Source organism: Nocardia sp. NPDC057668 (assembly GCF_042799795.1).
Lineage (GTDB): Bacteria > Actinomycetota > Actinomycetes > Mycobacteriales > Mycobacteriaceae > Nocardia.
The window spans coordinates 1312582-1325972 of record NZ_JBHVIC010000001.1 but is presented as its reverse complement, the minus strand read 5'-3'; the positions used below and the strand labels follow the sequence as shown (position 1 = coordinate 1325972).

Annotated in this window: 12 protein-coding genes and 1 pseudogene; 8 read left to right on the top strand and 5 right to left on the bottom strand. The window is 68.7% G+C overall.

The features are described 5' to 3' along the window. The first annotated feature begins 74 nt into the window (after positions 1–74). The 3 genes from ACFVBH_RS06090 to ACFVBH_RS06080 all read left to right on the top strand — a co-directional run bounded on the left by ACFVBH_RS06090 (position 75) and on the right by ACFVBH_RS06080 (position 3976). Positions 75–1253: an LLM class flavin-dependent oxidoreductase gene (locus tag ACFVBH_RS06090; RefSeq protein WP_354984069.1), complete on the top strand. Its 1179-nt coding sequence runs from the start codon at positions 75–77 to the stop codon at positions 1251–1253. A 2-nt stretch (positions 1254–1255) separates the two neighbouring features. Further along, positions 1256–2332, top strand: a complete 1077-nt coding sequence (locus ACFVBH_RS06085) for an alcohol dehydrogenase catalytic domain-containing protein (protein ID WP_379000218.1) — start codon at positions 1256–1258, stop codon at positions 2330–2332. 123 nt (positions 2333–2455) lie between these two features. Further along, complete coding sequence (locus ACFVBH_RS06080; RefSeq protein ID WP_379000216.1) at positions 2456–3976, top strand: fatty acyl-CoA synthetase; 1521 nt, start codon at positions 2456–2458, stop codon at positions 3974–3976. Positions 3977–4069: 93 nt separating this feature from the next. Here the strand turns inward: ACFVBH_RS06080 and ACFVBH_RS06075 are convergent, their stop codons facing one another. Beyond that, positions 4070–4363 carry a hypothetical protein gene (locus tag ACFVBH_RS06075; protein ID WP_354984066.1) on the bottom strand — a complete coding sequence of 98 codons (294 nt, stop codon included), beginning with the start codon at positions 4361–4363 and terminating at the stop codon, positions 4070–4072. Between the two features lie 145 nt (positions 4364–4508). Here ACFVBH_RS06075 and mug point away from each other — a divergent pair, with 145 nt between their 5' ends. Next, positions 4509–5072 (top strand): G/U mismatch-specific DNA glycosylase, encoded by a 564-nt coding sequence (mug, locus tag ACFVBH_RS06070; protein WP_379000214.1) that lies wholly within the window; start codon positions 4509–4511, stop codon positions 5070–5072. Positions 5073–5076: 4 nt separating this feature from the next. Here the strand turns inward: mug and ACFVBH_RS06065 are convergent, their stop codons facing one another. Further along, positions 5077–5520, bottom strand: coding sequence for a hypothetical protein (locus ACFVBH_RS06065; RefSeq protein ID WP_354984064.1), 444 nt, complete (start codon positions 5518–5520; stop codon positions 5077–5079). On the opposite strand from ACFVBH_RS06065, the gene ACFVBH_RS06060 reads away from it, so the two are divergent. After that, positions 5519–5686: a hypothetical protein gene (locus ACFVBH_RS06060; RefSeq protein ID WP_379000211.1), complete on the top strand. Its 168-nt coding sequence runs from the start codon at positions 5519–5521 to the stop codon at positions 5684–5686. The two genes, ACFVBH_RS06065 and ACFVBH_RS06060, sit on opposite strands and share 2 nt — an antisense overlap. A gap of 35 nt (positions 5687–5721) precedes the next feature. Further along, positions 5722–6105 (top strand): hypothetical protein, encoded by a 384-nt coding sequence (locus tag ACFVBH_RS06055; RefSeq protein WP_354984062.1) that lies wholly within the window; start codon positions 5722–5724, stop codon positions 6103–6105. A 158-nt stretch (positions 6106–6263) separates the two neighbouring features. On the opposite strand, the gene ACFVBH_RS06050 is transcribed toward ACFVBH_RS06055, so the two are convergent. Continuing rightward, the gene (locus tag ACFVBH_RS06050; RefSeq protein WP_379001609.1) at positions 6264–7040 is read right to left on the bottom strand and encodes a collagen binding domain-containing protein; all 777 of its coding nucleotides are present in this window, start codon (positions 7038–7040) and stop codon (positions 6264–6266) included. Between the two features lie 285 nt (positions 7041–7325). Continuing rightward, positions 7326–9608 (bottom strand): annotated as a pseudogene (locus tag ACFVBH_RS06045) (MMPL family transporter); the annotation flags it as partial. Between the two features lie 366 nt (positions 9609–9974). Between ACFVBH_RS06045 and ACFVBH_RS06040 the strand changes: the two are divergent. Continuing rightward, on the top strand, positions 9975–11792 hold the full coding sequence (locus ACFVBH_RS06040; RefSeq protein ID WP_379000208.1) for an alkyl/aryl-sulfatase: 1818 nt from the start codon (positions 9975–9977) through the stop codon (positions 11790–11792). Positions 11793–11814: 22 nt separating this feature from the next. On the opposite strand, the gene ACFVBH_RS06035 is transcribed toward ACFVBH_RS06040, so the two are convergent. Further along, positions 11815–12444, bottom strand: a complete 630-nt coding sequence (locus ACFVBH_RS06035) for a TetR/AcrR family transcriptional regulator (RefSeq protein ID WP_379000206.1) — start codon at positions 12442–12444, stop codon at positions 11815–11817. A 152-nt stretch (positions 12445–12596) separates the two neighbouring features. On the opposite strand from ACFVBH_RS06035, the gene ACFVBH_RS06030 reads away from it, so the two are divergent. After that, entirely contained in the window at positions 12597–13391 is a 795-nt protein-coding gene (locus tag ACFVBH_RS06030; protein ID WP_379000204.1) for an SDR family NAD(P)-dependent oxidoreductase, read from the top strand.

The window sequence follows — 13391 nt, the reverse complement described above, 5'->3', positions numbered from 1 at the left end:
GATCCATGTTGTCATGAAGGGGTCCCGCCGTGAGCCCGCTCACAGCACCGTTTCGACGAGGAGACGACGTTCCCATGTGGACCCCCAGCTCGATGAAGTTCGGCGCCTTCCTGGCCCCGTATCACCCCCTCGATGCCGATCCCGCCCTGCAGCTGCGCCGCGACATCGACCTGATGGAGCATCTGGATCACCTCGGTTTCGACGAAGCCTGGATGGGTGAACATCACTCGACCGGCGCCGAAATCGTGCCCGCCCCTGACCTTTTCATCGCCGCCGCTGCCGAGCGCACCGCCCGCATCCGCTTCGGCACCGGTGTCGTGTCACTGCCCTACCACCACCCGCTGATCACCGCCGACCGCATCACCCAGCTCGATCTGCAGACGCGCGGCCGGCTCATCTTCGGCACCGGCCCGGGCAAGATTCCCCTGGACGCGCACATGATGGGCATCGATCCCTCCGATCAGCGCCGTCGCCAGGGCGAGGCGCTCGAGGCGATCACCAGGCTGCTGCGCGGCGAGGTCGTCGACATGCGGACCGACTGGTTCACCCTGCGGGACGCGCGTGCCCAGCTGCCCACCTACGACCCCGCGGGCATCGAGATCGCCACGGCGTCGACCATTTCCCCGAACGGGTCGGTACTGGCGGGCACCCACGGTCTGTCGCTGCTGTCCCTGGCCGCCAGCTCGCCGAGCGGTTTCGAAGTGCTCGATCGCAACTGGGGCGTGTACGAAAAGGCCTGCGCCGAACACGGAAACGTCGCCGATCGCGCCAACTGGCGACTGGTGAACCCGATCTTCCTGGCCGAGTCCCGCGCCGACGCCGAGCGCGCGGTGTCGCGGCGCATCGGCTCGATGGCCGCCTACGTCAATCGCCAGACCGGTCAGAGCCCGGACTGGGCGCAGACGCCCAAGGGCATCATCGACCAGTGGCGCAACGACACCCTCGGGGAGTTCGGGCAGGCCATCATCGGCACCCCGGACGAGGCCATCGAGCAGATCCAGCGCCTGATCGACAAGACCGGCGGCTTCGGCACCATGCTGGTGCTGCACGTGGACATGGCGAGCTGGGAGGACACCAAGCGCAGCTACGAGCTGTTCGCCTCCGAGGTCATCCCGCATTTCAAGAACCGCAACCGTGGTCGTGAGGCGAGCCTGCAATTCGCGCAGGACAATCGCGATCTGCTGATCGGGCAGCTGATCACCGCGATCACCAAGGCCCACACCGACTACTACGGCGTTCAGACGGGAGCCTGATCATGCGTGCTGCACAATTCCTCGAGGGACAGTTCACCGTGGCCGAGGTGGAGGCGCCACCCGCGCTGGGCTCCTGGCAGATTCGCATCGACGTGGTGGCCTGCGGCATCTGCGGCAGCGACCTGTCGGTGTCGAAGGACCCGTGCCGGTTCGTGGGCGTCGCGCACGCCGCCGGGTATCCGCTGGCCGAGTTCGACGCCGAGCGGCCGGTGGTGCTGGGGCACGAGTACGCGGGTGTCGTCGCCGAGATCGGTTCCGATGTAGCCGATTTCGCGGTGGGGGACCGCGTCGCCGGCATCGGGCTGGCCACCGACACCGCCAGCGGAATCCCGACGATCATCGGCTATTCGAATACCCATCACGGCGCGTTCGGTGAACAGATCGTGGTGGACGCGTACTGGGTGCGCAAGGTCCCCGACGGCCTCTCCCTGGATCACGCCACGCTGGCCGAACCGTTGCACGTGGGTGAGATGCACGTGCAGCAGTCCGGTCTGACGGCGTCCGACTCCGCGCTCGTGATCGGTTGCGGCGCCATCGGCTTGGGCGCGATCGTGGCGGCCAAGGCGCACGGGGCGCGCGTGGTGATCGCCTCCGAGCCCTCACCCGCCCGCCGTGAACTGGCGAAGCTGATGGGCGCGGACATCGTGGTCGATCCCACCGAACAGGATCCCATCGCGGTGTGGAACGCACTGGCCGCCGACGGCAATTCGCTGGTGAGCGAAGCCGATTCGGGAATTCTCATCGCCTACGAATGCAGTGGCCGCGCGGGCGTGCTCAACGAGCTGCTGCATCAGCTGCCGTTCAATTCGCGTATCCAGGTGCTGGCGGCCGGATTCGCCGAGGAGACCATCATCCCGGTGGTCGGCCAGTTCCGGCGCATCGCGGTGAACTTCGGGCACGGCAACTATCAGGAACCGTACGACATCACGCTGCGGCGGCTGGCCGACGGGGAGATCGATGCCGAGGCCCTGATCACCGGCCGTGTCGGGCTCGACGGGGTGGCGGAGGCGTTCACCGCGCTGCGCTCACCGCGCGAGCACGTGAAGATCATCGTTCATCCCCGCGGCTCGGCGGACTGAACGACACTTGCCGTCGAGGTCGCGATGGCCTCGACGGCGATTCGCCGTCCGCACGCCCGTCGCGTCCGGACATGTTCTCGACAGCTCCCGCCCGATCGCGGGAGAACACAGACAGGCTTCGAAATGTCCTCTCCCATGCTGGATCCCCGTGCGGGCACCATCGACGGCGTGCTGCGCCGCAGCGCCGCCCGCCACCCGGGCCGGGTGGCGATTCGGTTCGCCGACCGGAGCTTCACCTATCGCGAACTCGATGACGCCGTCACGCGGGCCGCCGCTCGGCTGCGGACGCTCGGGCTCACCGCCGGTGGCCGAATCGCCGCCTACGGCACCAACTCCGACGCGTACGCCATCGCCTTCCTGGCCGCCGCCCGGGCGGGGCTGGTGCACGTGCCGATCAACTACGCCCTGCGCGGCGACGAGCTGGCGTACCTGCTCGAGCAGTCCGGCGCCGCCGCGGTATTCGCCGATCCGGAACTGGTCGACCACCTCACGCCGGTGGTGCCGCCGGGCTGCCGGGTGCTCATGCTGCGCGACACGGCCGACTCCCTGCTCGACACCGCTGTGGCGGGGCCCGTTCCCCCGTGGGAGTCCACGACCGTCGACACCGACCTGGCCCAACTGCTGTACACCTCGGGCACGACGTCCAAACCCAAGGGCGCCATGATGACCCATCGCGCCCTGGTGCACGAGTACACCTCCGCAATCGTCGCTCTCGACCTGGACGCGGGGGACAACCCGCTGATCTGCATGCCGCTCTACCACTCGGCCGGCATGCACGTGTTCCTGCTGCCCTACCTCGCGGTCGGGGCCACGGTCCGGTTGCTGCCCGTGCCCGACATCTCCGAGATCCTGCGCACGGTCGAAGCCGAGCGCATCGGCTCGCTGTTCCTCGCCCCGACGGTCTGGGTGCCGCTGGCCGATCACCCCGAGCTGGCGGGACGCGATCTGTCCTCGCTGCGCAAGGCGCAGTACGGCGCATCGATCATGCCGGTCACCGTGCTGCAGCGCCTGCGCGAACGCTATCCGGATCTGGGCTTCTACAACTGTTTCGGGCAGTCGGAGATCGGCCCGCTGGCGACCGTCCTGCGCCCCGCCGAACACGAGGACCGCCCCGACTCGTGCGGACTGCCGGTGCTGTTCGTCGAGGCGCGCGTGGTGGACGCCGCGGGTGCGGACGTGGCCGCGGGCGTGCCCGGGGAGATCCTGTACCGCTCACCGCAACTGTGCCTGGGCTATTGGGACAATCCCGAGGCGACCGCGGCGGCGTTCACCGACGGCTGGTTCCACTCCGGTGATCTGGTGGTCCGCGATGCCGAGGGCTACATCACCGTGGTCGACCGGATCAAGGACGTGATCAACACCGGCGGGATCCTGGTCGCCTCCCGCGAGGTCGAGGACGCCCTCTACACCCACCCCGCGGTCGCCGAGGTGGCGGTGATCGGCACCCCCGACCCCCGCTGGATCGAGGCCGTGACGGCGGTAGTGGTCCTGCGCCCCGGCGCGGAACCGGTTGCGCCACAGGACTTGATCGCCCACGTGAAGCAGCGCCTGGCCCCCTTCAAGGTCCCCAAGGTGGTCCGCTTCACCGACTCCCTGCCCCGCAATCAAAGCGGCAAGCTCCTGAAACGCGAGCTGCGCGCCTGAGTGCGGAGTCGCCCGTGATTCACGCTGTCTCGAGCGCCGCGTGCACCGCACGGGACTCGGCGCGCAATCGAGCACCGCCCGGAACGCTCATTCCTATTCGGCGATTTCGAGGGCCAGCTCGCGCAGCCAGCGCATGCCGCAGACCCGCATCTCCTCGAGGTCGGTGACGCCGTCGGCCTCGGCCACCGACATCAGGAGCAGCTCGTTGAGGTAGAGCTGGCCGCGGATCAGGTGGACGCGTTCGGCCTCGTCGAGGTCCGCGACCCGGCGGCCGATGTACGCCGCTTGGGCGCTGCGGGATTCGTCGCCCTCGGAGATCCACATCGTCAGCAGCTCGATGGCAGCACGGATGACCTGTGTGGCGTCGGGCTTCTCCGGCGTGGTCACCCTGTCACGGTAACCGCGTGATCGAAGCAATCGGTGCAGGCCACGCGTGCTGTCGGGCATTGTGACAATCCTGAGTCCGGGGGTGCGGCAGACCGCGGTGTCGGCGGTTGCCGTCCGGGCCGGGGTCCTGCGGCAGACTGTGGGGATGGTTTCCGCTTCCCCCGCCCGGCCCTCGCCCGCGGATCTGGCCGCGGCGCAGGACAAGACGATTCCGGATCTGATAGCGCCCGGTTTGCGGGTGTTGTTCTGCGGCATCAACCCGGGGCTGCGGTCGGGAGCGACCGGGCAGCACTTCGCCCGTCCGGGGAATCGGTTCTGGCCGGCGCTGCATCGGTCCGGCTTCACGCCGCGGCTGATGCGGCCCGACGAACAGCGGGAACTACTCGAACTGGGGTTGGGGATCACGAACGTCGCCCCGCGCACGACCGCCAAGGCCGACGAGCTGACCGCGGACGAACTGCGCGCGGGTGGCCGTGCCCTGGTCGAACGCGTCGAGCGGTACGAGCCCCGCGTGCTGGCGGTGCTAGGGATCGGCGCGTACCGCACGGCCTTCGGTCGCCGAAAAGCCGCGGTCGGTCCCCAATCCGAGCGGATCGGCGAGACCGCGCTCTGGGTCCTGCCCAATCCCAGCGGGCTCAACGCCCACTACACGGTCGACGCCCTCGCCGCGGAATTCCGCGCACTGCGCGAGGCCGTCGAAACCGATTGACCCGCTAGGAGTTCGCGGACACCGCGCGGCGACGCCACACCCCGACCGCGTTGGTCGCCAGCAGCGCCCACGCCACGAGCACCGGCTGGAACACGAGCCGCACCGCGCGCTTGGCATCGGAATCGAGACCGAACGCGTCCCGGTGCTCGACCAGCTGCGCGATGTTCCCCGGGAAGATGACGACGAAGAACGCCGCGGCCACCGCCCCGATCAGCGCGCGCCGCGGCTGCTTCCAGGTCAGCAGAAGCGCTGCGCCGAGCGTGATTTCGACGACGCCGGAGGCCAGGACCACGAAGTCGGTGTCGAGCGGGAACCAGGACGGCACCTGCGCGCGGAACTCCTCGCGAGCGAAGGTCAGGTGGCTTGTACCGGCCGACGCGAGGATCACGCCGAGGAAGGCCTGTGCCGCCAGCCGCAGTCTGGACGAGCTTTCACCATGAATCACCATGAAGAAAGCATCGCACACGATGTATCTCGGCGCCGGGAGCGTGAACGCGGCCGGGCGGCGGGCGTTCCCGGCCGGTGGTCCGGCAACGCTGCGAGCCGAGTTCGCTGTCAGCGATGCCGGGCGGTGGCGGATGCGGTTCCCGCACGTCTGCTGGATGATGGAGTAGCCGATCATTCGACCGGCCCCTAGTGAACGGACGCGATGACCTACTCACGTGAAGTGCCCGACGCGTGGTCCGGTGCGCGCCTCACCCCGCACTGGGTTCCCGCCCGCGGGTTGGCCAACGGGCTCGACGCACGAGCCTGGGGAGTGCTGGCGGACCTGGACGAATCCGATGTCTACCGGGTGCTTTTCGCGCTCACCGACGCGGGCATCGCGGGCTACGTCCTGCCGGTGCGCGTCACCGTGATCGAGCGCGGGGACCCGGAAGTGCTCTGGCGGCTCTGGGTGGATATCCCGCGCTATCGCGCCGCGGAGGATCTGTTGATGCAGTTGCTGCGCTACAGCCGCACCCGGCGCCGGACGGAACCGCTGCGGCCCCGGCGTCGCCGCCGGCGTGTGGCCCTGGTGCGGAAGCCGGCCTGACCCCACGGGCGAACCGGACGGCGCGGTTGTGCGGACGGGTAGCGCCGCACCTCGGCCACCCGGCCCGGCGGGTGCTGCTCGGGTTCGTCGAGCCGAGCGTGTCCCGAGCCGCCGCGCTGTGCCCTCGGCACAATGCAGCCCCGAATACCCGGCACCGCTCAGCGTGCCCCCGCGTACTCCTCGAAGCCGAGCCGCAGATCATGATCCGCGCCCTGACCGTCGACGATCACCTCATCGATAACCAGTGAGTAGCCACGCACCTCGACGGTGTAGTCACCGGCCGGCAGATCGGGTACCTCGTAGCGGCCCTGCTCGTCGGTGTGGGTGGTGCCGACGGGTACTCCGGACCTGTTGAGAACGGTGACCCGCGCGTCGCGCACCGTGTTCCCATTGGCGCGGACCGTGCCGGACAACACCGCCATCGGGGCCAGCGCGGCGACGTCGACGCGCAGTCGGGTGCTGTCCGGCACCGTGAATGTCGTTGCCGTGGGCTTCATTCCGGGGGCCACCGTCACCAGGGTGTACGTACCGGCGAGCACGCCGCGGCAGGTGTAGCTGCCGTCGGCGGCGGTCAGGGCGGTGCAGACCACCTCGCCGAGGGCGTCGGTCACGCTCACGGTGGCATGCGGAACCGGCTGCTGAGCGGTGGTGCGGACGACGCCGAAGACCTCGCTGGTGCCCGTCAGGGTGAGGTCGAACCGCGTTGCGCCGCCGTCGGCCACGACGACATCCATCGCCGCCGGTTGATGTCCGTCCGCCGAGACGATCAGGACATAGTTGCCGGGCGCGGGCGGCACGAGGGTGTACCCGCCGGTGTCGCCCGCGGTCGTGCGTGAGACCTGGCGGCCGCGGTGGCTGATCAGCGTCAGGATCGCTCCCGGTACGGGGTGCTGATCGTCTCGGCGCACGCTGCCGCTGATCGACGGGCCGTCCACCGGCACGGGGGTTTCGGAGGCGCGGGCGGTCCCGGCCGTTGAGGTGCGTGCCGGTACCTCGGTGGTGTGCACCGGCGGGGGGACGGATCGAGCGCTCTGATCAGGGAGGGGCGTGGGCTGCGTCGGTTCGGGTGCGGCTCGAACCGCGCCGACCGGTTCGGGCGTGATCCGGACCGGTCGCGCCCGTTCGGGCGCACCCTGCGCGGGCTGCCGGACCGGCGCCCGAAGTTCTTCCGCCGCTTCGCTCGCCGCCGCGACGGGCAGCAGCCATTCGAGACGATCCGGCTTGCGCTGGGACTCCTGCAATTTCGCTCCCTCGACGTCGATGTCCGGCAGAATTCGGTCGAGCCACCGGGGAATCCACCAGGCTCGGCGCCCCATGATCACCAACAGGGCCGGGACCACCACCATCCGCACCACGAAGGCGTCGATCGCGACGCCGCACGCCAGAGCGAAACCCATGGATTTCGCGGTGACATCGGATTCCAGCAGGAACGAGCCGAACACCGAGATCATGATGATCGCCGCCGAGGTGACCACCCGGGCTCCGTGGTGGTAGCCGGAGATCATCGCATCCTTCGGCGATTTGCCGTGCACGTATTCCTCGCGCATCCGGGTCACCAGGAACACCTGGTAGTCCATCGCGAGTCCGAACACCAAGCCGATCAACATGATCGGCAGGAAGCTGATGATCGGCTGCGGATCCGAGATCAGGCCGAACGTGCCCTCCTGGAAGATCAGGACGGTCGCGCCGAAGGTGGCCGCCATGGACAGCAGGAAGCCGAGCGCGGCGGTCAGCGGCACCAGGATCGAGCGGAACACCAGGATCAGCAGGACGAAGGCCGCCCCGGCCACGATCGCCAGGTAGGGCACGATCTTGCCGAGCAGGACGTGGTCCATGTCGGCGTAGATGGCGGTGGTTCCGGTGATGCCGTACTCGATGCCGAAGCGCTCGTTCAGCTCCTGTTCGGCGTCGCGCGCGTCGCGCACCAGGTCCTTCGTCGCCTGGTTGTTCGGCCCCGATTTCGGTACGCCGCTGAGCATTACGCCGAGCTTGTTCGCGCTGATCTGCGGCGCGGTGACGTAGTCCATCTCCTCGAGCCCGGCGAGCCGGTCCCGCAGGGCGGTCACCGCGGCGTCGCGCTGACCCGCCGGGACCTTCTCCAGGTCGCCCACGACGGTCAGGATCCCGTTGCTGCCTTCGCCGAACCCCTCCGTCCGGATGTCGTACGCCTTCCGGATCGTGGAATCGGTCGGGAAGCTGTTCTCACCCGGCAGACCCAGCTGCAATCCGAGCGCCGGAGCGGCCAGCGCGCCCAGCGCCGCCACCGCGAGGGTCAGCGCGACCCACGGCCCCTTGCCGATCAGACGCGCCACCCGCGTGCCGACGGTGACCGAGGTGTCGTCCTCCGGGTCGTGCCTGGCGACCACCGGCAGCTTCGGCGTGAACAGGAAGCGGCCGAAAGCGCCGAGCAGCGCTGGCATCAGGGTGATGGCGGTGAGCACCGCGAAGAACGCCGCGACCGCGCCGCCCAGGCCCATGAACGTCAGGAAGTTGACCCCGACGATGCTCAGCGCGCCCAGGGCGACGATGACGGTGAGCCCGGCGAACACCACCGCGGATCCGGCGGTGCCGACCGAGATGCCCGCGGCCTCTTCGGAACTCTTCGCGACCCGTAGTTCGTGCCTGTAGCGCGAGACGATGAACAACGCGTAGTCGATGGAGAGCGCGATGCCGATCATCGACGCCAGAAACGTTGTGAAGCTCGGAATCTCGATGACCGAGGTGCCCAGGGAGATCACCAGCATGGCGGCGCCGAGGCCGGCGAGCGCGGTGACGATCGGCACGAAGGCCGCCACGATCGCCCCGAAGGCGATCACCATCACCACCAATGCCACACCCATGCCGATCATTTCGGCCTGACCGCTCGGCTGCTCCTGCTTCTGCTGGATCGCGCCGCCGATCTCGACGGTCAGGCCCTGCGCGCGGGCCGGGGCGGCGACCTCGAAGGCGGCCTTGCGCTCGGCGTCGGTGATGTCCGCGGCGGAGGCGATGTCGAAGGGCACCGAGAGCACGGCGACCGTGGCGGGCGCCTGTTCGTTCAGCACGTTCAGCGGAGCTCCGGAGCACACCGCGGGGTCGGCGGCGCCCAGGCAGCCCATCGCCTCGGTCACCGCGATCGGGTTGTTCAGTGCCGCAGCGTCTTTGTCCGTGACCATGCGCTGCTTGCCGTCATCGACCGCGAGAGTCCTCAGGTCGGCGATCAGCCTGTCGATGGCGGCGCGATGGGGTTTGTCGGTGAGTTTCGTGCCCGCGGGCGCCTTGATGACATAGGTTCCGCCGACCGCGTCGATGCCGAACTGCCCTGACATGCCCGGGAACTGCTTGTCCAGGATGTCGGTGGCCCGTTCCGAGGGCAGCGACGGCATGCTGAATTCGTCGCTCATCGGCTTGCTCAGCGCACTGCCGCCGACGCCGAGCATCACGAGCAGCAGGAGCCACACCGGCAGGACGATCCACTTGCGTCTGAACGCGAATTTGCCCCACCGGTACAGGTATACGGACACGAAAGGTTCTCCTAGGTGGTATCCGGATGTGCCGACTTCCGGGCCCCTGTACAGCACTTTCGCGGCCCGCCACGCCTACGAACAGCTCCTCCCGGCGCGCTTCGTTCCGCTATCGCACTGTCGGACTTGGCGATCGAACGAAGGGCCGAAAACGGAGGAGTAACCTCAAGTTTCGGGAGTGTACCGTACGCGGCATTTGCGTCCGCGACGGCGGTGGCCGGTCGCAGGCTTCCTGCGGGAAGCTGCGCGCCGCCGGGGTAGGTTGCGGGGCGCCCGCCGCGGTTCGAATTTCACCCGCGCCGGGTGAAGTGCCGTGCGTTCGCGGCGCGGAACCATCGGCACACGACGACCGACGAGGGAGCGGACATGCCGGTGGACTACGAGGATCGGGCCGATTTCGAGGACGCCGAGCGCGGATTCATCGCCGCCCTGTCACCGGCGATCATCAAGACCGAGGCCGGGAAGGTCATCTGGGACGGTGACGCCTACGACTTCCTCGACGGCGAATGCCCGCCCTCCGCGAACCCCAGCCTGTGGCGGCAGGGGCAGCTCGCGAACAAGCAGGGACTGTTCGAGGTCGCCGAGGGCATCTACCAGGTACGCAACCTCGATCTGTCGAACATGACCATCGTCGAGGGCGACACCGGGGTCATCGTCATCGACCCGCTGATCTCGGCGGAGACCGCCGCGGCGGCCCTGGGGCTGTACCGCGCGCATCGTGGGGACCGCCCGGTGACCGGCCTGATCTACACCCATTCACACGGCGACCACTTCGGCGGCGCCCGCGGGGTCGTCCCGCACGGGCACGCCCCGGTCCCGATCATCGCCCCGTCCGGCTTCCTCGAGCACGCGGTGAGCGAGAACGTCTACGCGGGCACGGCGATGAGCCGCCGCGCCGCGTACATGTACGGGGCGAATCTGCCGAAGGCCCCCGACGCGCAGATCGGCTGCGGGCTGGGCATGACCACCTCCACCGGCACCATCACCCTCATCCCGCCGACCGTCGACATCACCCACACCGGCCAGGAGGAGACGGTCGACGGGGTGCGCATCGTCTTCCAGCTCACCCCGGGCACCGAAGCCCCCTCGGAGATGAACTTCCTGTTCCCCGAGCGGCGCGCGCTGTGCATGGCCGAGAACGTCACCCACAACATGCACAACATCCTCACCCTGCGCGGCGCGCTGGTCCGTGATTCACGCATCTGGGCGCGCTACCTCGACGAGGCGATCGGCATGTTCGCCGACAAGATCGACGTCTCCTTCGCCTCCCACCACTGGCCCGTGTGGGGCCGGGACGGCTTCGTGAGTCTGCTTGCGGGACAGCGCGATATGTATGCCTACCTGCACGACCAGACCTTGCGGATGCTCAACAGCGGCCTCACCGGCCCGGAGATCGCCGAGGTCATGGAGTTGCCCGAGGCGCTGGACAGTCGGTGGGCCAACCGCGGCTACTACGGTTCGGTCAGCCACAACGTCAAGGCCATCTACCAGCGCTATATGGGCTGGTTCGACGGCAATCCCGCGCATCTGTGGGAGCATCCCCCGGTCGAGCAGGCCAGGCGCTACGTGGCGGACTACGGCGGCATCGACGCGCTGATCGGAAAGGCCAAGGCGTATGCGGAGAGCGGCGACCTGCGGTTCGCCGCGACCCTGCTCAACCACGCCATCTTCGCCGAACCCGGCAACGCGGTGGCCAAGGAGCTCCTGGCGTCGGTGTACGACACCCTGGGCCACGGCGCGGAGAACGGGCCCTGGCGCAACTTCTACCTGTCCGGCGCGCTCGAGCTGCGAAAAGGCGTGGTGCACACCGAGATCGACACCAGCAACCCGGAAATGGCGATGGCGCTGACGGTCGAGATGCTCATCGATTCGATGGCCGTGCGCGTGAACGGACCCCGGGCCGCCGAGACCGGCTTCACGATGGACTGGAAGGTGGCCGGCGAGGGTGAGACCGTGCGCCTGACCCTGTCCAACGGCGCGCTGACCCACCGCACCGCCACCGCGGACGCACCGCACCACGGGCCCGCGGACCTCACCCTGTCCCTCACCAAGGAACAGCTCCTGGGTGTGCTGACCGGCAAGGGTCTGGACGGGGTGGGCGTAGAGGGGGATCCGGCCGTACTGGTTACCCTCGCGGGCCTGCTCGATACCGCGGATATCGACTTCGCGATCGTCACGCCCTAGGACGGCATCCGCCCCGGCGCGATCACGCTCCGTGTGGCGCGCTCGCTCGAGCCGGGTCGAGCAGCAGCGGGAGGAGCTGATGCACCTGCGCGCTCAGGGTGGCGAGCGACCGCTGTTCTCCCGCAAGGTAACCGAGCAGGGCCTGCTGGAACAGTCCATCCAGCAGGCCGTACGCCGCGTTCGGGGCGATCGACGGCTCGGTGCCGCACAACTCCGCGTACCGGGCGACGACCCGCCACACCATGTCCTCGAGGGTGCGGTCGATCTGCGCGACCGGTTCGCGCAGGTCCGGTTCGAACATGCTCTGGGACCTCAGGTCGTACCAGAGCCGGTGCATGGGGGCTTCCTCGACGATGGTCTCGCACAGCTTGTCCGCGAAGGCCGCGAGCAGACCGGCGGGCGTGGTCGCGTCGGCGACCACGCCGTCGTAGCGGGTCACGCAGGTTTGTTTGTACTGCTGCACGCAGAAGACGATCAGCTGGAGCTTGTCGCTGAAGTAGTAGTGCACGACCCCGTGCGAGAACTCGGAGTTGTTCGCGATCTCCCGCAGCGAGGACTTGGCGTAGCCGAGTTCGCCGAGGGTGCGCAGCGCGGAATCCGCGAGCGCGCGTCGGCGCGCGTCGTGTTTGTCGATCGGATTCGCTCTCGGCATCGGCCCTCTTCGATCGGATGTGGACAGCCGGAGCCTACCGCAAAGTCTTGACGATCGGATAACAGAATCTAGACAGTCGTCAAGAGAAGTCTTGACAAGTGTCAAGAAATCGAGAATCGTGTGATCGGCATCACCACGACGAAGGAGCACCCATGGCAAGCACGGACCTGACCGGGCGAATCGCGCTGGTCACCGGCGGCGCACAAGGTCTCGGCGAGGGTATGGCGTACGCGCTGGCAGCGGCCGGGGCACGGGTCGTGATCGCCGACATCCAGGACGATCTCGGCGGCAAACTCGCCGAAGCACTCGGCGCGGATCACGGTTTCGTCCACCTCGACGTCACCGACGACGCGTCCTGGGCCGCGGCGGTCGCCTCGACAGTCGAACGGTTCGGCGGCTTGGACGTCGTCGTCAACAACGCCGGGGTGGAGATCACCAGCCTGCTGATCGACCTGGACCCGGAGGATGCGCGAAAGACGTTCGACATCAACGTGATCGGCGCCTCGCTCGGACTCAAGCACGCGTTCCGCGCCATGCGGCCGGGCGGCGCGGCCGGTCGCGGCGGAGCCGTGGTGAACATCGCCTCGGTCGCGGCGACCATCGCGTTCCCCGGTATCGCGATGTACTCGGCGAGCAAGTCCGCCATCGACCGGCTCACCCGGGTGGCGGCCATGGAGAGCGGCAAACTCGGCTACGGCGTCCGCGTGAACTGCGTCTACCCCGGCCTGGTGCCGAATCGGATGGGTGCCGCGCTGGCCGACGACGTCGCGCGCATCGGGCTGTTCGGCTCCCCGCAGGAAGCGGTCGAGGCCGTGGTCGCGCTCACCCCGTCGGGCCGGCTGGCCACCACCGAGGACATCGCGGCCGCGGTGGTCTTCCTCGCCTCGGACTCCTCGGCCTTCGTCAACGGCGCCGGCTTGGCCGTCGACGGCGGCATGGGCATGTGA